Raw genomic sequence first — 23,681 nt, 5'->3', positions numbered from 1 at the left:
GCCGAACCCGAGCGACAATGTCTCGTTTCCGCCGGCTTTTCGCATGGCCGCTGGCGTCAGGATAGAACCCGGGCGCGTCTTTTCCGCGCGCCGCCGAACCAAATCGGCTTTATCTCAGTCGATTTATGGCAGCATCACTGTCCTATCGGCGGTAATATGACAGAATGCCCGGCCCGTCACAAGGCCACCTGACGTATCGGGCTTCGCGCGCGGCGCCAGCACGCCTTCCGGCCGCCGCGTCGCACCCGTTCCGGCCAGTCGCACTGGGCCGGCCGCCCGTACCGGGAGTGTCCCGGCCCATGCCCGCCGCGCATACGAGATGCGCGCCGATCCGCTTGCCCTTGGCTGCGCCGCATTATAATGCCCGCGCCATGATTTTTGCATCCGACAACTGGTCCGGCGCCCATCCGGCGATCAACGCAGCACTCACCGCCCATGGCGGGGGCATGGCCGCCGCCTATGGCGCCAGCGACCTCGACAAGCGGGTCGAAGCCCGCTTCGACGAGCTGTTCGAGCGCGAGGTCGCCGTGTTCTTCGTGGGCACCGGCACCGCCGCCAACTCCCTCGCCTTCGCCGCGGTCAACCGGCCGGGCGGCGTCGTGCTGTGCCACCGCGAGGCCCACGTCATCGAGGACGAGTGCGGCGCGCCGGAATTCTTCACCCATGGCGCCCGCATGGCGCCGATCGACGGCGCCGACGGCAAGATCGATCCCGCCAATCTCACCCGCGAGATCGCCCGCTTCAAGCCGGACTTCGTCCATGCCGGCCAGCCCATGGCCGTGTCGATCAGCCAGCCCGGCGAGGCCGGCACGCTGTACACCGCGGACGAGATCGAGACGATCGCCAAGATTGCCCACGGCCGCAATCTCGCCCTGCACATGGACGGCGCGCGTTTTGCCAACGGCCTGGCCGCCACCGGACTGACCCCAGCCGAGATGACCTGGAAGCGCGGCGTCGACATCCTGTCCTTCGGCGCCACCAAGAACGGCTGCTGGTGTGCCGAGGCCGTGGTCTTCTTCGATCCCGCCAAGGCCAGCCAGTTCCCCTATATCCGCAAGCGCGGCGCCCAGCTCTTCTCCAAGACCCGCTTCGTGGCGGCCCAGTTCATGGCCTATCTGGAAGACGGTCTGTGGCTGGAGCTCGGCGGCCATGCCAACCGCATGGCCGACCGCCTGCGCGCCGGGCTCGACGCCAGCAACCAGGCCCGCCAGGCGTGGGCGACGCACACCAACGAGACCTTCGCCATCCTCAAGGCCGACCGGGCGGAGGCCCTGCGCGCAAGGGGCGCGGTCTTCTACGACTGGAACCCGCCCCACGGCTTCCACGACATCGTCGGCGAGAACGAACACCTGGTCCGCCTGGTCACCAGCTGGTCCACCACCCTCGACGAGGTCGACCGCTTCTGCGAATTGCTGGCCTGACCGGCGGCGGACGATCGAGCGAACGGATTTCTTCCGAACGGCCGAAATTCTTCGGAACGGTTGACCGCGGGCGGGATTCCCGTAGCGTAGGTTCACAGCCAGAGGAGAACGTCATGTCCACAGACGCGTTTCACCAGGGCGAACTCGCTTTCCGCAACAATTTCCCGATGTCGTCCTGCGAATATCCGGCCGGCTCCTCCCTGCGCGCTGCGTGGATGGAGGGCTGGACCAAGGCCCGCAACGCCGCGCCCACGGGGGCCGGCCAGCATGCCGGGCTGATGCGTGACGCCCGCATCGCGACCAATCTCGACCGCCACAACGCGCCGCACGAATCCTGACGCGGCGCAGTCACGGCTGATCCAGCCCACGCGACGGCCCCGGCCGTCGCGTTTTTTTTTGCGCGGCAACCGCAGTTTCATGACACCTCCGTGGTTGCGACGATCCGGCCATCTTCCAGGGTCAGGATTCGGTCGGCCCGGTCGAGGATCCGGTTGTCATGGGTCACGAGCAGGGTCGTCGTGCCCCGCTCCGCGCCGAGACGCTTGAGCAAGTCGATCACATCTGCCGCGCTGTCCTTGTCGAGCGCGGCGGTCGGCTCGTCCGCCAGGACCATGGCGGGATTGCCGACCAGGGCGCGGGCAACCGCGACGCGCTGTTTCTGCCCGCCGGACAGGTTGCCGGGCCGATAGTCGAGCCGGTCGGACAGACCCACCAGCCCCAGCGCCCGAGCCGCGGCTTGCCGCGCAAGCTTGTCGGAAACGCGTCCCCGGACCTGAACCCCCATGATGACGTTCTGCGTCGCCGTCAGGCTTTCATGCAGGTTGTGGGACTGAAAGATGAAGCCGAGCCGTCTGCGAAGCGCGGTCAGGTCCGCCTCGCTCGCGCCGTTCAGTTCGTGACCCATCAGCCGCACCGTGCCGTCCTGCACCGCGCGCAGGCAGCCGATCAGCGTCAGCAATGTGGTCTTTCCCGATCCGGAGGGCCCCATCAGCACGGTGAAGCTCCCGCGTTCCAGCGTCAGGTCGATGTCGAAGAGCGCCTGCTTGCGCGCATCGCCGGAACCGAACCAGTGATTGAGCCCGCGCGCCTCGACGATCCTGTCGCGTTCGATGGTGTTCGCCATCAGAACAGATCCGCCGGATCGGCGGCGGCGAGTTTCCGCGTGGCGAGCGCGCCCGAGATGGCGGAGAACACCACCGTCCCGAGAAAGACCGTGACCGCCATGGTCGTCGTCATCTCCAGCGGCAGGGTCGTGACCTTGCCCATCAGCGTCAGGATCGCCGTTCCCACCGCCAGGCCCGGCAGGAATCCCAGAAAGCCCAGCACCAGCGCCTCTTCGATGACGATGCCGAGGAAGAAGCGCGGCCCATAGCCCATGGCCTTGAAGGTCGCGTATTCGGGCAGATGATCGGACACGTCGGCTGACAGGACCTGATTGACGATGACCAGCCCCACCAGCACGCCGATCACGACGCCGAAGCCGAAGATGACTCCGGTGGGGCGCTGCGTCTGCTGGTAGCGCAACTCCTCCTGGGCCGCTTCGGCATGACTGCGGATCCGCAGTGTCTTGTCCGAGATCAGACCGCGCAATCGTTCGACGACGACCGCCACATCGGCGCCGGGCCGCAGGCGCAGCAGGATGTGGTCCGGCGCGGCCGAACTGCGCGACGGAAACAGCGACAGGAAGGTCTGGTCCGAGACGAACAGGTAGCCGTCCACGCCGAACCCGCCGCCACCTGCAAAGGTGTCCAGCACCGTCAACGTGCGGCCCTCCGTCTCGAAGGACAGCGGTGTCTGCGGACGGATCGCGGCGGCCAGGTCGCGCGGCAGGCCGCGCGCCAGCCGGTCGAGGATGGCCGTGCCTTGCATCTGCAGGAGCGCGACGTCCGTCACGATGTCGGGCGAGAAAAAGGCGGGTCGGGCCGGATCGATGGCAAAGGCCTTCAGAACGATGTCCTGCTCGGCGCGATCCCAGGGCACGTTGCCGATGAACATCCGGGCGCCGTCGGCGACATCCGGGTCGGCCAGGGCCTGCAGCATCCACTGCCGCGCGACGTTTCCGCCCTCGTCCAGTGCACTGGAATCTCCGGCCGAGATCATGATGTCGGCGCTGAAAAACTCGTAGGGGCGCAGCGTCGCCGTCGCCATCGAGTTCATGATGCCGAGCTGGACGAACACCAGCACGTTGGCGAAGGCGACGCCCGACAGCGCAGCCACGAAACGCCCGCGCTTGTGGGTCAGTTGCAGCCAGCCGATCGGCAGTCGGCCGAAGATCCATTGCAGAAGGCGGCTCATTGCGCCGCGCGCACCCCGGCGCCGGTGTCGATCCGGGCGACCACCTCGAGATTGGTGTAGCGCGCCGCGATCTCCGTGGACCCGGCGTCCAGCGCCACCAGGACGCGGATCACCCGCGCATCGGTGTTCGCCGCGGCGTCGTCCGAGATCAATCCCTGCCGCCCCACCGTCAGCCCGATGCTTTCCACCGTGCCCCGCAGGTTCTGCCGCAGGGCTTCGGCCGCAAGTTCGACCGGCTGGCCGGGCGCGACGCTGGCGATGCGGTCCTGCCAGACCTCGACCTCGACCATCATCCGGGTGGTATCGCCCATGTCCATGATGCCGTCGGCGGGTGGGCGCTGGCCGGGGGTGGCGCGGATGTCGAGAACCATGCCGGCGATGGGCGCACGCACCTCGGACCGGCCGAGATCCATCCGGGCGCGGGCCAGTTCGGCCTCGGCGGCCGCGACGTTGCGGGACGCGACGACGACATCGGGCTGGTCTTCCAGGTCACCGGAAGAAAAGCGGGTCAAGGTCGCCTCACCCCGGGCAACCGCAAGAGCCGCATCCTCGGCCGCCGTCCGTGCTGCGTCCAGCGTGGCGCCGGTGGAGACGTTGCGCTCGAACAGGTCTTCCGCCCGGGTCAGGCTGATCGCGGCTTCGCGTGCGGCAGCGCGGGCCTGGTCGAGCGTCGCCTGCGCCTCGGCGCGGCTCGCGGCGATGGCGCTGCGTGTCTGCGCCAGCGTCGCCTGCCGCACCGCAAGGTTCGCCTCTGCCTGCAGGACCGCCCCCTCCAGCGCCTGGCGATTGTCCAGCCGGGCGAGCGGCGCGCCGCGTTCCACCACCTCGCCGATCGCCACGAGGATCTCGGCAACCCGTGCATCCCCGGCGCCGTAGGGCGCGGCGACGATCGCGATGTCGCCGCGCGGCATGATCCGCGCCAGACCCACGACGTCCGTCGGCAGCATGGTCTCGACCATTTCCTGCGGCAGCACGATTTCGGGCGGCAGGGCGATGGGCGTCTCGGTCCCGGCGCCCGGTTGAAGGCCCGTCAGGGCATAGAATTTCTGTAGCGCCGGCGGCTGGAAATACATGCCGATCACCGCGCCGGAGAACATGAAGACCGGGATCAGCAGAACCAGCAGGTAGCGCTTGCGGAACCAGCGCCGCCGCGCTTGTCGCGGTGCGTCCGGCAGTTCGAGATCCAGCGGCAGCGTCTTGTCATCCGTCCCTGTCATGCTGATCCCTTGAACGTGTCAGAGCGCGGATCGACCGCGTTGGGCCACGCCTTCGACACGGCCCTCGCGAAGGCCTGCCCGGTCGTGGCCGCAGGCGCGTTGCCCGGCTTGGTCAGCCATGCTCCCGGAGGCTCGGCCCGATGGAAAAGGCAAGCTGGTACAGCGTGATGACGTTCACGAGCGGCATCGAGACGCTGAGCCATTTCGAGTACCCGGCTTTCGAGAAAATCATCCCGACCGGAATGACGACGATCCCCGCGAAGACGAGGAGCATGGCCGGAGCGAACGCAGGACATTGCATCGCCATGTCTTGAGATGAATCATCATGTCAGCCTCCACTCCGGCCGCCGACACATCGCGGCGCGCTGTCTTGCGGGTTCCCCAACAATCCCAGTGTAACCAGCCCGCGCGAGGCATCATTGATCTAGCGCATGGTCGGTGGCGCCGCGGAGACAAGCGGCATCGAATGCTGGACGGGCTGGAGCGAGCCGAGACGGCGCCGGGGGCGCTTGATCGCTGTCACCCAGTCGTCGGATTCCTCGCCGCCTTCCGGGACCCAAGAATCCGGCCTTGTTGGGCCGCTGTCTCGACGTCCCGAGCTTGGAGGATCTCGACCATCACAACGCGCACGAAGCTGAGACGGCGCCGTCACGACGGATCAAATGCGCGACGACCTCGGCCATCGCGTTTTTTTGTGCGCGCGGTCTCTTAGTTAGTTAGTTTAAATGAAATGACCCTGCATGGCCGAACGGGATCGGCTAAGGTGACTGTGACATGACCGCTTCGACAAACATCATAGGTGCTTTCAGCGAGGAGCAGGTGGCGATGCTCACCGGCCTATCGCGTGCGCAACTGCGAGCTTGGAACCGACGCGGCTTCATCCGGCCAGAGTTTAAATCCGAGGACGGAGACCGCAAGTCGTTCACCTACATTTACTCGTTTAAAGACCTGCTTAAACTCCGTGTCCTCAACCAGCTTCGCAATCACCACAACGTCCCGATGCATGAGCTTGAGCGTGTCGAGCGCGAACTGGCGCATATGGGCGACGAAAAATGGACATCGCAGACATTGTGGGTTCACAATCGGCGCGTCGTCTTCGTGGAGCCGGAGTCCCTTCGCAAACGCGAGGTTGCGAGCAGGCAGTTCGTTGCTGAAATCGCGCTGGAAGTCGTCACTACCGATGCACGGCAGGACATTCAGAAGCTCAACGAGAGAAACGGCGACACAGTCGGCCGCATTGAGCGCCGGAAGCATGTCCATTCTTCGGAACCTGTCTTCGCCGGAACGCGCATCCCGGTGCATGCCATAGCCGACTACATTCGGGCGGGGTATTCGGACCCCGCCATCATCGATCAGTTCCCCGACCTTCAGTCAGGCGATATCAGCGCCGCGCGAAAATGGCTTAAAGAGGCCGCTTGAAGCCGAAGCGAACACCAATCCCGTTCTTCACAGACAATGACGTCCCCGATGGGGTTGGCGTAGCGCTTCAAGAGTATAGCCATACAGTGGTGCGCCTTCGAGACCGAATGCTCCGCGACTCGCCAGATCCTGTCGTGGCAGCAGCCTGCCGAGAGCAAGGGCTTGTGCTCTTCACCCACAACGTGAAGCATTTCCGCTCGATCTCTCAGAAATACGAGAGCAAGGAGCGACAGACCGACCGCCTTTGCCGCGTTCTCCTTGAGTGCAGGCAGTTCAACTCCCCCGCGCGCATCGTGGAGGCGATCGGATTGATCGAAGCCGAGTGGGATCGACTGGGCGATCAAAAGCACGGCCTACACATCACGCTCGGAGATAGGTGGATCCGCATCCACCGTTGATCAGTGCCGGGGTGCCCCTACGCGACCGCCACCCCCAAAACAAAAGCGGCGCCGTCTCCGGCGCCGCTCCATCATCGTCCCGAGACCCGCAGGATCAGGCGGCGTTCGCCTCGATCTGCTTCTCGTTGATGTTGTCGGGCGTGGTGATGGCGATCCGGCGCGGCTTCATCGCCTCCGGGATTACCCGCTGCAGGTCGATGTGCAGGAGCCCGTTCTTCAGCACGGCGCCCTTCACCTCGACATATTCGGCCAGCTGGAACCGGCGCTCGAAGGCCCGGCCCGCAATGCCGCGATACAGCGTCTCGTACTGGTCGCTCTCCTGGGCCTCGGCCTTTTCGCCCTTGACCGTCAGCACGTTCTCGCGCGCCTCGATCGACAGTTCCTCCTCGCCGAATCCGGCGACGGCGAGCGTCACGCGATAGGCGTTCTCGCCGGTGCGCTCGATGTTGTAGGGCGGATAGGTCTGGCTGTTGTCGGCGACCGTCTGGCTGTCGAGCAGCGAGAACAGGCGGTCGAAACCGACGGTGGAACGATACAGGGGGGCAAAATCGACATGACGCATGATGTTCTCCATTCAGAAGCAACGAGGTTTGCGTAAGTCGCCCGGCAAGCATCCCGGATGGCGATGCGGCCCGGCGGACGGCCCCGTCTTGGCGACCGCAAGAAAAAAATGGTGCCGCGATTTTTTCCGTTCAAGAGCGCCGGCAAGCCCCCGTGCAGATTTTTTTCGCCCCTTTCCGCGCCCGCGCGCGCCGCTTGCGCCCGTCCTCCCTGCGGCTGATCACGGCCGCGTTGCCGGTACCTTCCGCCTGAACCGCAGATGAACATGGCCTTCCGGGGCCGTTCATGTGCCCGGGGCCATGGTGGCGTCAGATTTCAGCCGCCCCGACGACGGGCGGCCCGCCAAACGGTCGCAGCGTCCCGTCCCTTCCGCTGTGACCGCTCCGACCGGGAGCCTCGAAAGAGGTTCCCGGTCGACCCCCTTCCGACCCGTTCGGTCAGGTCGCGTCCCCGGGCCCGTCAGGCGCGTGGGTCCCCCATCCTCCCCGGCGCGGCGTCGCGGAAAGCGTTGGCCCCCCCCCCCCCGGGCCCCTCGAAGGGGGGGCCCGCTCGACCCCCTTCCGACCCGTTCGGTCAGGTCGCGTCCCCGGGCCCGTCAGGCGCGTGGGTCCCCCATCCTCCCCGGCGCGGCGTCGCGGAAAGCTTTGACCCGCCCCGCCGCGGAATCTACAAGCGCCGGACGGCTCTCGCCGCTGCATCGCCCCGCGCGGCGCGGCCGGTCCGGGCGAAGCGGATGTGCGATGAACGAAGCCTTCAACCCGAACGACCTCGTCGTCACCGAGACCAATCCGGCGCCCGCCGGGATCGCCGCGTCGAGCCTGCGCGCCCCCGACGGCAAGCGCCTGCGCTACGCCATTTCGCCCTCGGCGCTGGAGCGCACCCGCGGCACGGTCATCCTGCTGCAGGGCCGCAACGAGACCATCGAGAAATATTTCGAGACCATCGGCGAGCTCAACCGCCTGGGCTACATGGTCGCGACCTTCGACTGGCGCGGCCAGGGCGGCTCCGAGCGCATGCTGCGCGACCGCCGGCGCGGCTACGTCCGCAAGTTCGGGGCCTACGTCAACGACCTGGACGCCTTCATCCAGGACATCGTCCTGCCCGACTGCCGCGGCCCCTTCGTCATCCTCGCCCATTCCATGGGCGCCCTCGTCGCCCTGACCGCATCGCCCCGGCTGGTCAACACGGTCGAGCGCATGGTCCTCAGCGCCCCCCTCGTCGCCTTCCCGCCCACGCGCCTCATCGGCACGCGCGGGCTGCACCGCCTCGCCCGGCTCGCCCGCTGGCTCGGCCTCGGGCGCATGTCGGTGGCCCCGTCGCTGCTGCCCGGCATCCGGGCGCGTGCGGCGAGCCGCGCCCTCAGCAGCGATCCCGGCCGCCTGGCGCGCAACCGCGAACTGGCCGAGGCCGCGCCCTTTCTGTTCCTCGACAAGCCGACGGTGTCCTGGCTGGCCGCGGTCACCGGCGCCATGCGGCGGCTGGAGGATTCCGACAACATCGCTCGGCTCGGCGTGCCCACGCTCATCGTCACCGCCGGCGAGGATTCGGTCGTCGACAGCCGCACCGCCGAGCGGCTGGCCTGGCGCATGCGCTCGGGCTCCAGCCTGACCATCCCCTATGCGCGCCACGAATTGCTGCAGGAGGCCGACCGCTATCGCGCGCCCTTCCTGGAAGCGTTCGAATCCTTCACCGCCGGCGCCCTGCCTCTCGAATAGGGCACCCCGCGTCCGACCGGGCGCACGAGGCTGCTCTGATAGGTGGAACCCGCGCATCGTGCCCGCCGAACATCGATCGCGGTTCTCGGGTTCGGTGCCCCGCCGTCCGGCGCCCGCTCAGCCGTTCAGGATCGCCAGCGCCGCCTCGTGCAACTCGCGCGTGCCCGCCGCCACGATGTCGCCGCCCGATTCGGGGCGCCCGCCATCGGTGCGCGTGACGATGCCGCCGGCCTGCTCGATGATCGGCACCAGCGCGACGATGTCGTAGGGCTTCAGCCCGGTCTCCACCACCAGGTCCACATGCCCCGCCGCCAGCATGCAGAAGGCGTAGCAATCGGTGCCGAAGCGCGTCAGCCGCGCCCGGGCCTCCAGCGCCTCGAAATTCGGCGCGCCCCTGGCCGCGAACAGCCGCGGCGAGGTGGTGAACAGGGTCGCCTCCTCCACGAGGCGTACCGCGCTCACGGCAAGCCGCGTCCGCACGCCGCGATGCAGGCACCAGGCCGCCTCGCCGTCGGCGACGTAGCGCTCCCCCGTGAAGGGCTGCGACATGATGCCCGCCCGCGCGCGCCCCGCCTCGCAGAAGCCGATCAGCGTGCCCCACACCGGCACGCCGGAGATGAAGGCCCGCGTGCCGTCGATCGGGTCGATCACCCACAGCCGGTCGCCCTTGCCGCTGGCGCCGAATTCCTCGCCCAACACCGCGTCCTCGGGATGGCGCGCGGCGATCGCGGTCAGGATCGCCCGCTCGGCGGCCCTGTCGGCCTCGGTCACCGGGTCGAAATCCGCCGCCCGCTTGTTGTCCACCGCCGTGCCGGTGCGAAAGCGCGGCAGCGTCTCGGCATCGGCCGCATCGGCCAGCTGCGACAGGAAGGCGACATCGGGAAGAAGCATGCGGCTCGGTCATCCAGGAATGGCGGGAGCCCGATCCTAGCGGATCGCGCGAGCGCGCGCGAAGCCGAAAGCCGCTTTCGCGCCGTCACGGCCCGGCATGCCCCCCCCAAGCGGCTGATGCCGATGCCGCCGCAGTCTTCTACCCGGCGGCGAAGACGTTGCCCCGGAGGGACAGATTAGAGCGTTCGGGCACGGACGACGAAGCGTCGACGTCGCCAACGCGTCCCGTTCGGCAAAGAAGCACGGACGGCGAAGCGCCGATCTCCCCCTTGTGGGGGAGATGCCCGGCAGGGCAGAGGGGGGGTAAGGACCGCGCCGATCGGGCACCAGCCCCGAAAGCCGATGAGCCCCTTACCGAATCATCCGCCAGTAAATGCCGGATCCGTTGGAATCCACCCTCCGCCCCGCGCGCCCTGGTCAAGATATCGGCAGCGAGCACACCATTCTGCCTCATTATGCGGCCCTATTCCACTCTGCACGAATTCCATGCAGATTTCGCTTGCATCCTCTCGCAGCGCAGCATATTGTGGTTCTTGCGGTGCTGATGTACCGCGGCCCTTACGGGCGTTTCCTCCCTAGACTCAGACCGCGCTGCCCTCCCGCAGTGCGGTTTTTTTTGCCTGGCGTCGGGAAGTGGCCGCCCGCTATTCCGCGGCGGCCGGCAGCGCGTAATCGGCGTCCACGTCCTCGGCGAAGCCCGCCACGAACGTCGCCAGCCGCTCGGCCAGGAGCGGAAACCCGGCATGCGGCCGATAGCTGCGCTCGTCGGCATAGAGCCCGCGATTGATCTCGATCTGCAGCGCATGCTGGCCGATCGCCGGCCGGCCGTAGCGTTCGGTGATGTAGCCGCCGGCATAGGGCTTGTTGCGCGCCACGTCGTAGCCGAGCCGCGCCAGCCGTCCGGTGGCGACCGTCACCAGGCGCGCGCCGGCGCTGGTGCCGTAGCGGTCGCCCAGCACCATGTCGGGCCGCCGCCCGCCCGGCAGCGCCCGCACGCTGGAGGGCATGGAATGGCAGTCGATCAGGATCGCCATGCCGAATCGCGCCCGCGTCTGGCGCAGGCGCTCTTCCAAGAGGTCGTGGAAGGGCTTGTAGAAGGTCTCGATCCGTCCGATCCCCTCGGCCACCGACAGCCGCTTGGCGTAGATCGCCTCGTTCTCCGCGACGATCCGCGGGATCGTGCCGAGCCCGCCGGTCACCCGCACGGAGGCGATGTTGACGTAGTCCGGCAGCGGCCCGGAGAACATCTGCGGGTCGAGCTCGTAGGGCTCGCGGTTGACGTCGAGAAACGCCCTGGGAAACCGCGCCCGGATCAGCGGCGCGCCCAGCGCCGGTACGCATTCGAAGAGCTGGTCGACGAACAGATCCTCGGACCGCCGGATCGAATCACCGGACAGCCGCGTGGCCTCCAGGAAGTCCGTCGGATAGTCGCGGCCGCTGTGGGGAGAGCAGAAGACGAAGGGGATTTTCGGCTCGTCCGGCTCGACGACCTCGAACGCGGGAATCCGCCCGCCAGCCGTCGTGATCGTGGGTATGTTCGCCAAACTGTCCCCTTCCGGTTGGATGGCGCGCCGAAAAAATCCGCAGGCCGCGATCGGGCCCTGAATCCTTTTAGAAAATGTTCCGGCATTCTGCTATGCACTTGATGCCTGAATGAACAGCCGCCGGCATCGTTGCGCCCGGCGTATCCGGATAACGTGAATGTCAAAGATACTACTCGCCGAAGACGACAACGATATGCGCCGTTTCCTCGCCAAGGCGCTGGAGCGGGCAGGCTACGAAGTGGTCAGCTACGACAATGGCGGCAGCGCCTATGAGCGCCTGCGCGAGGAGCCCTTCTCGCTGCTCCTGACCGACATCGTGATGCCGGAGATGGACGGGATCGAACTGGCGCGCCGCGCCACCGAGCTCGATCCGGACCTCAAGGTCATGTTCATCACGGGCTTTGCCGCCGTGGCGCTCAATCCCGATTCCAAGGCTCCCAAGGACGCCAAGATCCTGTCCAAGCCGTTCCATCTGCGCGAGCTCGTCGACGAGGTCGCGCGCATGCTCGAGGACGCCGCCTGACCGGCCAGCGTCTGCGAGTCCTGTCCGCAGGCAGAATCGGCAGCCGGTCCCGCTGCCGGCCTGCGGCCTGACGGCCGGGCTCGCGCCCGGCGGGTGAGGTGTTTTCCCCGGCCGTCCACGCCGATCCACCCTGCGGCAAACCGCCGCCGGGACTCGCCGCTATGTCCGGCAGATCCGTCCCGCGGCCAGCCGCAAAACCTATTGACGACCGCTTTGGTCTGTGGTCAAAGCCGCGTCGTCGGATGGGCGTGTAGCTCAGCGGGAGAGCACTTCGTTGACATCGAAGGGGTCACAGGTTCAATCCCTGTCACGCCCACCATCCGGACTCATCGCCAGATCATCGTCTGCCGCAGTCCATGCCCAGCGTTCCCGGGCGCCCCGCCGGACCGTCTCGCGGCGTTTGCGCCGAGCTCTGGCCGCCGCAAATCCCTGACGGAACCTTAGGCGCAGCCCTAGCGACCCATGCGCTAGCTGCATGCCTCACCTGCAAGCATCCCGATACCGCAGCGCAGCGTGAGCGCCTATATCCCAGTCATCGGAACGACGCCGGACAAGCCGGACAGCCCGAACATGATTGGAGAAAAGACATGACCACCACCCGCCCGAGCACGATGCGCCGCATGTACAACGCCTTCGTCGACGCCCGCTTCCGGTCCGTCGAGCGCGAGATTGCCCGCGTCCGCATCTATCACATGGACGACAAGGCCCGTTCGCGCATCGAGGGCTGATCGACCCGATCGGTCCGGGGCGTTCGCCCCCACTGGAGCGCCGTGCGCCCGACAGGGCGCACATGAGACGTTCCAACGCGTTGAGTGTACGAATAGCGTTGACCGAAAATCGAGCCCGATGTTCGGTCAGATGCTGCAGACGATCCGGCCCGCTGCCCGCCCCGCCGCGCGACCGGTTCCTGACCGGCAGCGGCGGCCCGGCACGTTGGGAGCGCACCGGGCCGCTGATATCTTCCCCTCCGGGATTGCCCACCCAGGGAAGACGACACACGCTAACCCAAGCTTACCGAACGTCAATCCGTCGGAGCGTCAAAACCCCCGGATTTTTTGCGTGAGCGAAGAAGCGGGCTTCCACCGCAGCCCAAGATCCTCTGAGTCAACGCAGATTGTCGTTAAGGCAAATTGTCGCGCATGAAGATCTCGATGCGGATGCGCTCCTGCGCCTCCACCAGGGCCCGGTCGTCGATCAGTGCCTTGAGGATCCGCACCGCGCTGCGCGCCTCGTGCCCGGCATCCTGGTTGATCACCGCATCGAATGTTCCGTCCCGCAACGCCGCGCGCGCATGCGGGCTCAACTCGTGGGCGACCACGCGGATCCGGCCGCCCAGCCCGGCCGCCGCCAGCGTCGTCACCACGCCGCGATTGCCCGCGCCCAGGCTGTAGAGCCCGACGATGTCCCGGTCCGCCGCCAGCGCCTCGCCCAGGAGCGCGGCCACGCGCTCGGCATCGTCCAGCCCTTCCAGCGGCGCCAGAACCGTCAGATGCGGATATTCCGCCCGCATCACCTGTTCGAATCCCGAACGGCGCTCGGCATGGTCGCGCAGCAGCATCGAGCCGGCGACGACCGCGACCCTGCCCGGCGCCGCAGGGCAGAACCGGCCCAGCAGCCCGGCCGCCGTGCGCCCCGCCACGCCATTGTCGATCCCCACGAAGCGGTCGCGCGTCGAGGCCGGCAGGTCGCTGACCAGTGTGACGACGCGGACATCGTCGGCGCGTAGCCGGTCGATCGCCGCGCGCACCTCCGCCGATTCCGTCGCCACCACGGCCACGCCGTCCGTCGCCGCGCGGTCGATGCCGTCCAGCGCCTTCGCCAGCGCCGGCCCGTCGAAGGCCGGCACCATGGCGACCGTCACCTCGGCGCGTTCCATCGACGATTGGCGCGAGGTCGCCTGCACCGCCGCCTCCAGCTCGCGCATGAAGCTGTTGGCCCCGTCCGGCAGCAGGAACGTCAGCCGGTAGCGGCGCTTCTTCGACAGGTTCGCGGCAGCAAGGTCGCGGGTGAAATCAAGGCGGCGCATCGCCTCCTCGACCCGCTGCACCGTCGCCGCGCGCACCCCGGCGCGCCGGTTCAGCACCCGGTCGACCGTGGCGAGACTCACCCCGGCCGCGCGGGCCACGTCCCGGATCGTCGCACGGCTCATCGCGCCTGGCCCATTCTGGTCATGTCCGCGTCAAGGCTCGCGCGGCTGGCCGCCCGCATCCTGGAAAGGTCCGCGGCTGTGGCCGGCCGTCAGAGCGGCGTCCAGGCCCCGTCATTCTCCGACGACGCCACGCAGGCCTCGATGAAGGCAAGCCCGTCCACCCCGTCCGCGATCGTCGGCAGCGCCAGTCCGTCCGGCGGGGCGCGGCCTTCGTCGGCGGCGCGAATCAGCTCGGCCGCCTCGGCATAGATCGTCGCAAAGCCTTCCAGATAGCCCTCCGGATGGCCGGCCGGAATGCGCGACACCGCCGCCGCGGCGTCGTTCGCGCCGGCGCCCCCGCGGGTCAGCAGCCGCTTCGGCTCGCCCAGCGGCGTGAACCACAGGCGGTTCGGCTCCTCCTGCCGCCATTCCAGCCCGCCCTTGTCGCCATAGACGCGCAAGGTCAGCCCGTTCTCGTTGCCGACCGCAACCTGGCTCGCCCACAGCATGCCCTTCGCCCCGCCGGAAAAGCGCAGCAGCATATGGGCATTGTCGTCGAGCTGGCGGCCCTCCACGAAGGAGGACAGATCCGCCGACAGGCTCTCCACCCGCTGCCCGGTCACGAAGCAGGCGAGGTTGTGGGCATGGGTGCCGATATCGCCGATCGCGCCGCCGGCGCCGGCCTTGGCCGGGTCGACCCGCCATCCCGCCTGCTTGGAGCCCGAATCCTCGGCCTTCTCGGCCAGCCAGTCCTGGATGTATTCGGCGTTGACCACCCGGATCGTGCCGAGGTCGCCGGCGGCGACCATGGCCTGCGCCTGCCGGATCATCGGGTAGCCGGTATAATTGTGGGTCAGCACGAACTGTCTTCCGGACGCCTCCGTAATCTCGGCGAGCTCGCGCGCCTCGGCCAGCGTCGTCGTCATCGGCTTGTCGCAGATGACGTGGATGCCGACCTCCAGAAACGTCTTGGAAACCGGAAAATGCATGTGGTTCGGGGTGACGATCGCCACTGCCTCGATGCCGTCCGGCCGCTCCGCCTCCGTCGCCGCCATTTCCACGTAAGAGCCGTAGCTGCGCACCGGGTCGAGGCCGATCTCGGCGGCAGACGCCTGCGACTTGTCCGGCGTCGACGACAGCGCGCCCGCCACCAGCTCGAACCGGTCGTCGATGCGCGCGGCGATGCGGTGCACCCCGCCGATGAAGGCGCCCTGCCCGCCGCCCACCATACCCAGGCGTATGCGCCGTCCGCGCGTCTCGTCGCGTCCCTCGATGGTCATGGCTCGTTCCCCTCTAGCCTTCGATGCCCAGCATGCGCCGGTTCGCCGCCGCGTCCGTGCCGCCGGACGCAAAATCGTCGAAGGCCTTGTCGGTGACCTCGATGATGTGGGCCGCGATGAACGGTGCGCCCTCGGCCGCCCCCTGCTCGGGGCTCTTCAGGCAGCACTCCCATTCCAGCACCGCCCAGGAATCATAGTCGTATTCGGCGAGCTTGGAGAAGATCGCGGCGAAATCCACCTGGCCGTCGCCCAGCGAGCGGAACCGTCCGGCCCGCTTCGTCCAGGGCTGGTAGCCCGAATAGACGCCCTGCCGTCCGGTCGGGTTGAACTCGGCGTCCTTGACGTGAAAGGCGCAGATCCGCTCGTGATAGATGTCGATGAAGGCGACATAGTCGAGCTGCTGCAGCACGAAATGCGACGGGTCGTAATTGATCTGGCAGCGCGGATGGTTGCCGCAGGCCTCCAGGAACATCTCGAAGGTCGCGCCGTCGAAGACGTCCTCGCCGGGATGGATCTCGTAGCCGACATTGCAGCCGGCCGCGTCAAAGGCGTCGAGGATCGGCACCCAGCGCCTGGCCAGTTCCTCGAAGGCCGTGTCGACCAGCCCCGCCGGCCGCTGCGGCCAGGGATAGAGAAACGGCCAGGCCAGTGCGCCCGGAAACGTCACGTGGCTGGTGAAGCCGAAATTCGCCGAGGCTTTTGCCGCCAGCTTCATCTGTTCGACCGCCCAGGCCTGGCGCGCGGCCGGGTTGCCCCGCACCTCGGGCACGGCGAAGCCGTCGAACGCCTCGTCGAAGGCCGGATGCACGGCGACGAGCTGCCCCTGAAGATGCGTCGACAGATCGGTGATCTCGACGCCGGCCTCGCGGCAGATGCCGGTGATCTCGTCGCAATAATCCTTCGATCCGGCGGCCTTCTCCAGGTCGATCAGCCGCGTGTCCCAGGTCGGCAACTGCACGCCCCTGTAGCCGTGGCCCGCCGCCCATCCGGCGATGGAGGCCAGATCGTCGAACGGCGGCGAATCGCCGAGAAACTGCGCCAGGAAGATCCCGGGCCCCTGCATGGTCTTCATTCCAACCTCCCGTGTCCGGCGCCTCCCCGCGCCGTCGGTCCTGCGCCGGTCCCCGGCCCGGCGCCATAGAAGCCGTTTGAGGTACGAGTGTCAAAACGCCCCGCCGCCGCCCGCGATCGACGGGCCGCGCCCTGCCCGCCATCAACCATGCCTCGCAATCCTCGCCCCGGCCCTTGCCCCGACGTGATACGAGAGGACAATCTTCGAAGACTGCCGTGCCGGGCGCCGGCGGCGGGCGCGGCAGCGCTACCCGAACGCCGGGTACCATGGGGGAAGCGATGGAACAGTGCGATCAGGTCCTGCCGATCATCATGGCCGGGGGCTCTGGCACCCGGCTCTGGCCGATCTCCCGCGACACCATGCCCAAGCAGTTCATCGCGCTTCTGGAGAACGGCATCTCGCCGTTCCAGGCCACGGTGCGGCGCGTCGCCGGCGCGGGCTTTTCCCGGCCGATCATCGTCACCAACATCGATTTCCGCTTCATCTGCGCCGAACAGCTCGCCGCGCTCGGCGTGGCGGCCGACATCGTGCTGGAGCCCGAGCGCCGCGACAGTGCGCCGGCCGTGGCGATCGGCGCGCTGATGGCCGAGCGCCGCGGCCCGGGCACGATCTGCCTCGTGCTCGCCTCCGACCACGTGATCGGCGACGAGCCGGACTTCCTGTCTGCCGTCCAGACGGCTTCGTGCCTGGCGGCGAGCGGACGGATCATGACGCTGGGCATCACCCCCGACCATCCCTCCACCGCCTATGGCTACATCCGCCCCGGCGACGAGGAACTCGCCGAAGGCGCACACGTCCTCGACCGGTTCGTCGAGAAGCCCGACCGTGAGACGGCCGAAACCTATCTGGCCGAGGGCTTCGTCTGGAACAGCGGCAATTTCGCATTCCGCTCCAACGTCATGCTCGACGAATTGCGCAGCCATGCGCCCGCCGTGCTGGCGGCGGCCACGGGCGCCCTCGACAAGGCCGTGGCCGATCTCGACTTCATCCGCCTCGACCGCGACGCCTTCACCGCCTCGCCGACCCTGTCCATCGACTATGCCGTCATGGAGCACACCCGGCTCGGCGGCGTGCTGGCCGCCGATTTCGGCTGGTCGGACATCGGCTCGTGGGATTCGCTCCATGCCATCAAGGCCAAGGATGCCGACGGCAACGTCTTCGAAGGCAATGTCGCCGCCCTCGACACCACCAACAGCTTCGTGCGCAGCGACGACGTGCTGACCACCGTCCTCGGCCTCGACAACATCGTCGTCGTGACCACCGACGACGCGGTGCTGGTCGCCGCCAAGGATGCCGCGCCCGACGTCAAGCGGCTGGTCACGCTGCTGCGCCAGTCCGGCCGCAGCGAGGCGAGCGAGCATCTGCGCATCCACCGTCCCTGGGGCTGGTACCAGCGCATCGACATCGGCGCGCGCTTCCAGGTCAAGCATATCTGCGTCAAGCCGGGCGGCCGCCTCAGCCTGCAGCGCCACCACCACCGCGCCGAGCACTGGGTCGTCGTCCACGGCACCGCCGAGGTCACCATCGACGAGGACGTCCGGCTCTATCACGAGAACGAGGCCGCCTATCTGCCGATCGGCTGCGTCCACCGCCTGCACAATCCCGGCAAGATCGACCTCAAGCTCATCGAGGTGCAGGTCGGCAGCTATACGGGCGAGGACGACATCGTGCGCATCGAGGACATCTACGCCCGCGGCTGACCGTCGGCGTCACTGGCGGCGTCCCGCCGGACCTTCAGCCGGCCCGGCACCCTCCGGCGACAGCCAGGCGCCGGGCGCCGAGCCCCCGACGATCGCGCCCGCCAGACCTCCGGCCGGCGCGATCACCCCCGCACCTTCGCCTCCGCCGCGGCGAGCCCCCAGGCCAACAGCTCCGCCGCCTTCGCCTCGGACCCGGCCTCCACGTAGCAGCGCAGCTCCGGCGCGTTGCCCGAGGCGCGGAAATGCACCACCGGCCCGTCGCTTAGGATCACCCGCACCCCGTCGAGCGCGTCCAAGGAAGCCACCGTCCCGGCCGGCGCGAAGAAGTCGTCGCGGAAGGCGCGATCCTCGCAAAGCCGGCGCAGGAACGCCGCGCTCTGCCCTTGGGGCACCTCCTGCAGCCGGTGCGCCGCCGCGTGGCCGGCATTGAGTTCCGCCACCAGCCCTTTGAGCCCGGTGCCGCGGCTGCGCACCATCGCCAGCGTGGCCAGGATCGGCAGCACGCTGTCGCGGGTCGGCAGCGCCGGCAGGCTGCGCCCGTCGCGCGTCACGGCTGACCCCAGCAGCAGGCCGCCATTGGCCTCGAAGCCGACGATTCCCTCGGCGCCTTCGCCGGCCGCCTCGGCCATGCCGGCAATGACGAAGGGCGAGCCGACCTTGGTGCGCACCACCTTCTCCGCAATGCCCGAACTCTCGATCGCCGAGCTCGACGTCACCGGCGTCACGATGGTCCGCAGCCCCAGCGCCCGGGTCGTCAGCAGCCCCAGCACGTCGCCGCGCAGGATCGTGCCCTGCGCATCGGCGACCAGCGGCCGGTCCCCGTCGCCATCGGTGGAGACGATCGCGTCGAAGTCCCCCGCCGCCGCCCAGTCGCAGATCTGCTTCACGTCCTCGGGTCGGTGCGCCTCGGTGTCCACCGGCACGAAACTGTCCGAGCGGGCGAGCGGAGCCGCCGTCCCGCCTAGCGCGGTGACGAGATCGACCAGGAGGTCGCGCGCCACCGAACTGTGCTGGAAGACCCCGACCGACAGCCCGGCAAGCGCATCGGGCACAAAGAAGCCGGTATAGCGCTCGGCAAACGCCGCCATGGCGTCGCTCGCCGCCGCCTGACCGCCGGCCGCGGCGTCCGGGCGCGGCGTGGCGGCCGCGATCGCCGCGAACTGCGCGGCGATGCCGGCTTCGTCGTCCTTGGTGATCTCGCCGGCGCGGCTGTAGAATTTCAGCCCGTTGCGGTCGTCGGGAATGTGGCTGCCGGTGATCATCACCGCCGGGCAGCGATGGTGCATCGCCGCCAGCGCCAGGGCCGGCGTCGGCACCGCGCCGCAATCGACCGCCCGGAACCCGGCATGATGCGCCGCCGCGATGCAGGCCCGAAGGATCTCCGGGCTGCTGGCGCGCAGGTCGCGGCCGAAGAACACCATCTGCTCGGCGCCGCCCGTGTCGCCCGCCCGCACATGGCGCAGGAAGGCCAGCGTGTAGCCGAAGCTCGGCCAGCCGGTGAGATCCCTCACCAGCCCGCGCAGCCCGCTCGTCCCGAATTTCAGCGAATCCATCTCACGTCCCCGCTTGCCCGGCGCCCGCGCGCCCCCGCCGATGCGGCGCCCCGCATTGCGCTCTCATCCTGCGGCAGGTCCCGCGCCCCGTCGAACGACCTCTCGCATGCCGCCCCGGTTTGCCCGGACCGCCGCACTGATCTATGGGCCAGACGGCACGGCCCGCGCAGCGCCGGCCCGAATAAAACCTGCCGCGCCCTGCGGCGATAGCACGGGAAGCCCGTTTCTTGGAAAGCCCCGACCTCACGACGCCGTCCCCCGCGCGCCCCAAGGTGCTCTTCGTCATCACCGAGGACTGGTTTTTCGTGTCGCATTTCCTGCCGATGGCCGAGGCTGCGCGCGAGGCCGGCTTCGAGCCGGTCGTCGTCACCCGTGTGCGCAACCACGCCGCGGCGATCGCGGCGGTGGGCGCGCGCATCGTGCCGCTCGACGCCGAGCGCCGCGAGGTCGGCATCGTCGCCGTCGCCTCGGCCCTTGCCCGCATGACGACGATCCTGAGGCGCGAGAAGCCGGCCATCGTCCATTGCATCGCACTGCGCTCGATCCTCGTCGGCGGCGCGGCGGCCCGGCTCGCCGGCATTCATCGGCGGATCTATGCCGTCACCGGCCTGGGCTATCTCGGCGCCCGCCGCGACGGGACGGGCCGCGCCATCCGCTTCGCCATCGGCCTTGCCATCCGCCGCCTGCTGTCGGGCCGGCGCACGCGCTTCCTCCTGGAAAACACCGGCGATGCCGGCTTTCTCGGCCTGCCCGCCGATACGCCGCGCATCGTCCTCGTCGGTGGCGCGGGCATCGACCCGGCCGTCTATGCCGCCGCGCCGCTGCCCCCCGCCCCGCCGCTGAAGGTCGCCGTCGTCGCCCGCATGCTGTGGTCCAAGGGCATCGACACCATCGTCGAGGCGGTGCGGCTCGCCAGGCGCCGCGGCGTCGACGTCACCCTGTCGCTCTACGGCACGCCCGACCCGTCCAATCCCCGCGCCTTTCCGGCCGAGACCCTCGCCGCATGGTCGGCCGAGCCCTTCATCCAGTGGCATGGCCGCACCGAGGACGTGGCCGCGGTCTGGGCGGCGCACCATATCGCCTGCCTGCCCTCGCGCGGCGGCGAGGGCCTGCCGCGCACGTTGCTGGAGGCCGCCGCCTGCGGCCGGCCGCTCCTGACCAGCGACGTGCCGGGCTGCCGCGACTTCGTGCGGGACGGTCAGGACGGGTTCGTGCTGCCGGCCGGCGACCCGCGGGCCTTCGCCGCCGCTTTGGCGCGCTTCGCGGCGGAGCCGGACCTCGCCGCCCGCATGGGCGCCTCCGCCCGCATCCGCGTCGAGAACGGCTACACGATCGCCGACCTCAAGCGAGCGGTCGCCGGCCTCTACCGCGATCTGTCACGGACGAAATGAATTTTTGGGAAATGGTGCTGCCGCGGGGATTTGAACCCCGGGCCTCTCCCTTACCAAGGGAGTGCTCTACCCCTGAGCTACGGCAGCGATGGGCGCTGTTTCCTTGATTTCCGTGCGCGCGTCAACCGTCATCTTGGCGTCTCGGCGATTGATTTTGCACCGCATCCGGCCCGCCCGCGCTTTGCGTCGCTGCCGCCACGCTGGAGGCATGACCCGGCCCCGCCGAATTCCGGCACCGGCGCATCGGCCGACCGGCGATCACCCGTGAGCGACGGTCGCGGGGCACCGCGGCAGACCCTTGGCGGCCAGCCGACCTGCCGCCCCACGGACACCACTGACACGTCCTTGGGAAGCCCCCGAGACTTTTTCGCCTTGGGCCCGCAAGATCGCTGGACAGGGGGCGGGAGCTTTTCTATAAGGCCCGAGCTTTCGCCGGACGCCTCACGAGGCCGTCGCCGGTAGCAGGCGCCCAGGTAGCTCAGTTGGTAGAGCATGCGACTGAAAATCGCAGTGTCGGCGGTTCGACTCCGTCCCTGGGCACCATTACTTTCAAGCACTTAGCTGCGTTTCGCTTAGTCCCAGGAAAGGCTTTTTTGCTAGCACAGCCTAGCACAGCTCGATTTTAACCACGTTTTCCATCAAAGCGTTAGGCTGTCCAGCGTAATACTGGGTAGCACAGCGTTAACGCATTTGATTAGCAAATAACTCGGAATTATCCTGGCCAATAGGGGCGCAATCACGCGCCCCATCCCATGATTTCATGCCAGGTTCTGCTTATGACAACCATTTACAGCGGTGACGAGTACCAACTGTTTACTCGTCAGGGCAATCCGCAAATCAATGTACGCTTCTCGATTGCGGACCAAGGCCAAAAACGGGTCTCTCTCAAAACTGCGGACATCACCGTCGCGCACGCCAAGGCGCAGGCAGAGCTCTACAAATGCAGGGCGTTGGCCGAAGCCGGCTTGGTGGTGACGAACAAAAAGTTCGAGGACATCGCGCAGGAGTTCATCGATGGGCTGCACCGTGCCGTGGAGCGCGGGGACAAGCCGGAATATCAGGTGAAGGGCTATCCGGGGGTGATTCGCCGCTTCTTCATCCCCTATTTTGGAAAGCGCCTGATGAGCGCGATCACCAGTGCTGACATCGAGAAATTTTGGGAGTGGCGCAGGGAGTATTGGCTGACCGGTCCGGGCTCAAAGGACCCCAGCATCGTCTACTACCGCCGCAAGCGCGACGATGTAGGGCCACCAGCGCGCATTGTGCGTCCGGTGAAGGAGAAATCCCCCGCCCATTCGACGTTGAAGCTTGAGGGCTGGCTGCTCAGGCAGGTGTTCGAGCACGGCAAGCGTACGGGCTATGTGAAGCATCTACCCGTCATTGCGCCACCAAAGGACACCAGCCGCAAAGATCGATCACGTCCGGGCTTCACGCTGGAGGAATTTGCGCATCTCACCAAGGTGAGCGAGGCGCGGGTCGCCGAGTACGCCGCTAACCCAAATTGGAAGCCTGGGAAAAGGATCAAAGCAGACGATGAACGCGGCCGTAACCAGCGTGTCTATTTCGATCGCATCAAGCTGCACGCGTATTGCATGATCGCGGGTTTCACCGGGCTACGTCCCACGGAATTGAAGAATTTGGACTGGGGTGATGTCCAGGCCAGGCGCTTCGATATCAAAGGCGGGACAAAAACCGACGCGATCGTTCTGCAGGTCCGAGGGAAGGGCAAAAGCCGTGAGATGGTCTCGCAGCCGGAAGCGCTCACCTACTTCAATGTGCTCCGCAATATCTGCGCGATGGAGCTGGGCCGTGACGTCGAGAGCGACGATCCCGTCTTCACCAATCGTGAAGGTGCTCGCGCCGCGTCCTACAAGAAGGGCCTGCTAGAGCTTCTGGAGGCGGCCAAANGCTGGGCCGTGACGTCGAGAGCGACGATCCCGTCTTCACCAATCGTGAAGGTGCTCGCGCCGCGTCCTACAAGAAGGGCCTGCTAGAGCTTCTGGAGGCGGCCAAACTGCGCTTCAACCGCGAGGGTCGTCGCCGTGACAGTTTCTCCTTCCGCCACCTCTACATCACCGAGCAGATCCATGGTGGCGTCGATGTCCACATGCTGGCCCGCAACGCGGGCACGTCCACGCAGATGATTGATCGGTTCTATTCCAAGTTCGTCCCCACCAGCAGCATCAGCACGCTGACGCCGGATTGGCTGCAGCACCGGCCTCTTTCTGTATAAAAGTTTATTGCTAAACTTTTTTTCACTGCTAAGAAGTTGACATCGCCTAGTGAGCAAGAGGACTCCCAGTTGCGCTTAGGGCCCGACGCGCAGAGCCAAGGCGCAAAGAGCGGATGCGCGCCAGAGAGACAGGTTACGTCGTAAGCGCCTGTTTTTCAGCGAGCCAGCCCAACAAATCGTCGTCCCAGAGGGGATGCGAAATATAATAGCCTTGGCCGAAGTCGCAACGCATCTCTCGGAGCACTGCCAGTACTTCCTGCTCCTCGATTCCTTCAGCCACTACCGTGAACCCCAGAGCGCGAGCCGTCTCGATTACCCCTGCGACGATTGTCTGGGTCTT

Annotated in this window: 22 protein-coding genes and 3 tRNA genes; 12 read left to right on the top strand and 13 right to left on the bottom strand. The window is 67.5% G+C overall.

Annotated elements, in window-relative coordinates; all coding sequences use genetic code 11:
* The first annotated feature begins 371 nt into the window (after positions 1-371).
* Positions 372-1,421 carry a threonine aldolase family protein gene (locus tag VQ042_RS15430; protein WP_331820843.1) on the top strand — a complete coding sequence of 350 codons (1,050 nt, stop codon included), beginning with the start codon at positions 372-374 and terminating at the stop codon, positions 1,419-1,421.
* A gap of 113 nt (positions 1,422-1,534) precedes the next feature.
* Positions 1,535-1,759 carry a ribosome modulation factor gene (locus tag VQ042_RS15425; RefSeq protein ID WP_331820841.1) on the top strand — a complete coding sequence of 75 codons (225 nt, stop codon included), beginning with the start codon at positions 1,535-1,537 and terminating at the stop codon, positions 1,757-1,759.
* Between the two features lie 77 nt (positions 1,760-1,836).
* Here VQ042_RS15425 and VQ042_RS15420 read toward each other — a convergent pair whose 3' ends face one another.
* The 3 genes from VQ042_RS15420 to VQ042_RS15410 are packed head-to-tail and all read right to left on the bottom strand — an operon-like array spanning position 1,837 to position 4,933.
* A complete protein-coding gene (locus tag VQ042_RS15420; protein WP_331820839.1) occupies positions 1,837-2,544 on the bottom strand; it encodes an ATP-binding cassette domain-containing protein in 708 nt (235 codons plus the stop codon).
* Positions 2,544-3,716 (bottom strand): FtsX-like permease family protein, encoded by a 1,173-nt coding sequence (locus tag VQ042_RS15415; RefSeq protein ID WP_331820837.1) that lies wholly within the window; start codon positions 3,714-3,716, stop codon positions 2,544-2,546. Before VQ042_RS15415 ends, VQ042_RS15420 begins: the two co-directional genes overlap by 1 nt.
* Positions 3,713-4,933: an HlyD family efflux transporter periplasmic adaptor subunit gene (locus VQ042_RS15410; protein ID WP_331820835.1), complete on the bottom strand. Its 1,221-nt coding sequence runs from the start codon at positions 4,931-4,933 to the stop codon at positions 3,713-3,715. Before VQ042_RS15410 ends, VQ042_RS15415 begins: the two co-directional genes overlap by 4 nt.
* 140 nt (positions 4,934-5,073) lie before the next feature.
* Here VQ042_RS15410 and VQ042_RS15405 point away from each other — a divergent pair, with 140 nt between their 5' ends.
* The 3 genes from VQ042_RS15405 (at position 5,074) to VQ042_RS15395 (ending at position 6,750) form a co-directional block, all read left to right on the top strand.
* Positions 5,074-5,247: a hypothetical protein gene (locus VQ042_RS15405; RefSeq protein ID WP_331820833.1), complete on the top strand. Its 174-nt coding sequence runs from the start codon at positions 5,074-5,076 to the stop codon at positions 5,245-5,247.
* A gap of 460 nt (positions 5,248-5,707) precedes the next feature.
* The gene (locus VQ042_RS15400) at positions 5,708-6,352 is read left to right on the top strand and encodes a DUF433 domain-containing protein (protein ID WP_331820831.1); all 645 of its coding nucleotides are present in this window, start codon (positions 5,708-5,710) and stop codon (positions 6,350-6,352) included.
* Positions 6,349-6,750, top strand: coding sequence for a DUF5615 family PIN-like protein (locus VQ042_RS15395; RefSeq protein WP_331820829.1), 402 nt, complete (start codon positions 6,349-6,351; stop codon positions 6,748-6,750). Before VQ042_RS15400 ends, VQ042_RS15395 begins: the two co-directional genes overlap by 4 nt.
* Before the next feature lie 94 nt (positions 6,751-6,844).
* On the opposite strand, the gene VQ042_RS15390 is transcribed toward VQ042_RS15395, so the two are convergent.
* Entirely contained in the window at positions 6,845-7,312 is a 468-nt protein-coding gene (locus VQ042_RS15390; RefSeq protein ID WP_331820827.1) for an Hsp20 family protein, read from the bottom strand.
* A gap of 739 nt (positions 7,313-8,051) precedes the next feature.
* On the opposite strand from VQ042_RS15390, the gene VQ042_RS15385 reads away from it, so the two are divergent.
* Complete coding sequence (locus VQ042_RS15385; protein WP_331820825.1) at positions 8,052-9,026, top strand: alpha/beta hydrolase; 975 nt, start codon at positions 8,052-8,054, stop codon at positions 9,024-9,026.
* A 117-nt stretch (positions 9,027-9,143) separates the two neighbouring features.
* On the opposite strand, the gene hisN is transcribed toward VQ042_RS15385, so the two are convergent.
* Positions 9,144-9,917, bottom strand: coding sequence for a histidinol-phosphatase (hisN, locus tag VQ042_RS15380; protein ID WP_331820823.1), 774 nt, complete (start codon positions 9,915-9,917; stop codon positions 9,144-9,146).
* A gap of 644 nt (positions 9,918-10,561) precedes the next feature.
* A complete protein-coding gene (locus VQ042_RS15375) occupies positions 10,562-11,461 on the bottom strand; it encodes an N-formylglutamate amidohydrolase (protein ID WP_331820821.1) in 900 nt (299 codons plus the stop codon).
* Between the two features lie 157 nt (positions 11,462-11,618).
* Between VQ042_RS15375 and cpdR the strand changes: the two genes are divergently transcribed.
* The 3 genes from cpdR to VQ042_RS15360 all read left to right on the top strand — a co-directional run bounded on the left by cpdR (position 11,619) and on the right by VQ042_RS15360 (position 12,712).
* Entirely contained in the window at positions 11,619-11,984 is a 366-nt protein-coding gene (cpdR, locus tag VQ042_RS15370) for a cell cycle two-component system response regulator CpdR (RefSeq protein WP_009208652.1), read from the top strand.
* 244 nt (positions 11,985-12,228) lie between these two features.
* Positions 12,229-12,303 (top strand) — tRNA-Val (locus VQ042_RS15365).
* Positions 12,304-12,571: 268 nt separating this feature from the next.
* The gene (locus VQ042_RS15360) at positions 12,572-12,712 is read left to right on the top strand and encodes a hypothetical protein (protein WP_331820813.1); all 141 of its coding nucleotides are present in this window, start codon (positions 12,572-12,574) and stop codon (positions 12,710-12,712) included.
* Between the two features lie 392 nt (positions 12,713-13,104).
* On the opposite strand, the gene VQ042_RS15355 is transcribed toward VQ042_RS15360, so the two are convergent.
* The 3 genes from VQ042_RS15355 to VQ042_RS15345 all read right to left on the bottom strand — a co-directional run bounded on the left by VQ042_RS15355 (position 13,105) and on the right by VQ042_RS15345 (position 16,464).
* Positions 13,105-14,133 (bottom strand): LacI family DNA-binding transcriptional regulator, encoded by a 1,029-nt coding sequence (locus VQ042_RS15355; RefSeq protein ID WP_331820811.1) that lies wholly within the window; start codon positions 14,131-14,133, stop codon positions 13,105-13,107.
* 89 nt (positions 14,134-14,222) lie between these two features.
* The gene (locus VQ042_RS15350; protein WP_331820809.1) at positions 14,223-15,392 is read right to left on the bottom strand and encodes a Gfo/Idh/MocA family protein; all 1,170 of its coding nucleotides are present in this window, start codon (positions 15,390-15,392) and stop codon (positions 14,223-14,225) included.
* A 13-nt stretch (positions 15,393-15,405) separates the two neighbouring features.
* The gene (locus VQ042_RS15345) at positions 15,406-16,464 is read right to left on the bottom strand and encodes a sugar phosphate isomerase/epimerase family protein (RefSeq protein ID WP_331820807.1); all 1,059 of its coding nucleotides are present in this window, start codon (positions 16,462-16,464) and stop codon (positions 15,406-15,408) included.
* A 278-nt stretch (positions 16,465-16,742) separates the two neighbouring features.
* Here VQ042_RS15345 and VQ042_RS15340 point away from each other — a divergent pair, with 278 nt between their 5' ends.
* On the top strand, positions 16,743-18,164 hold the full coding sequence (locus VQ042_RS15340; RefSeq protein ID WP_442880096.1) for a mannose-1-phosphate guanylyltransferase/mannose-6-phosphate isomerase: 1,422 nt from the start codon (positions 16,743-16,745) through the stop codon (positions 18,162-18,164).
* A gap of 122 nt (positions 18,165-18,286) precedes the next feature.
* Here VQ042_RS15340 and VQ042_RS15335 read toward each other — a convergent pair whose 3' ends face one another.
* Positions 18,287-19,717, bottom strand: coding sequence for a phosphomannomutase (locus VQ042_RS15335; RefSeq protein WP_331820803.1), 1,431 nt, complete (start codon positions 19,715-19,717; stop codon positions 18,287-18,289).
* A 227-nt stretch (positions 19,718-19,944) separates the two neighbouring features.
* Here VQ042_RS15335 and VQ042_RS15330 point away from each other — a divergent pair, with 227 nt between their 5' ends.
* Positions 19,945-21,108 (top strand): glycosyltransferase family 4 protein, encoded by a 1,164-nt coding sequence (locus VQ042_RS15330; RefSeq protein WP_331820801.1) that lies wholly within the window; start codon positions 19,945-19,947, stop codon positions 21,106-21,108.
* 12 nt (positions 21,109-21,120) lie between these two features.
* Here the strand turns inward: VQ042_RS15330 and VQ042_RS15325 are convergent.
* Positions 21,121-21,195: transfer RNA gene (locus VQ042_RS15325), tRNA-Thr, on the bottom strand.
* Positions 21,196-21,575: 380 nt separating this feature from the next.
* Between VQ042_RS15325 and VQ042_RS15320 the strand changes: the two genes are divergently transcribed.
* Positions 21,576-21,651: transfer RNA gene (locus tag VQ042_RS15320), tRNA-Phe, on the top strand.
* A gap of 1,447 nt (positions 21,652-23,098) precedes the next feature.
* Here VQ042_RS15320 and VQ042_RS15315 read toward each other — a convergent pair.
* Positions 23,099-23,323 (bottom strand): hypothetical protein, encoded by a 225-nt coding sequence (locus VQ042_RS15315; RefSeq protein ID WP_331820800.1) that lies wholly within the window; start codon positions 23,321-23,323, stop codon positions 23,099-23,101.
* A 151-nt stretch (positions 23,324-23,474) separates the two neighbouring features.
* Positions 23,475-23,681, bottom strand: a 207-nt coding sequence (locus VQ042_RS15310) for an EAL domain-containing protein (protein WP_331820798.1), incomplete at its 5' end; no start/stop codon positions are given.

Source organism: Aurantimonas sp. A2-1-M11 (assembly GCF_036549475.1).
Lineage (GTDB): Bacteria > Pseudomonadota > Alphaproteobacteria > Rhizobiales > Rhizobiaceae > Aurantimonas.
The sequence above is the reverse complement of the archived record's forward strand: the minus strand, read 5'-3'. Positions and strand labels throughout refer to the sequence as shown.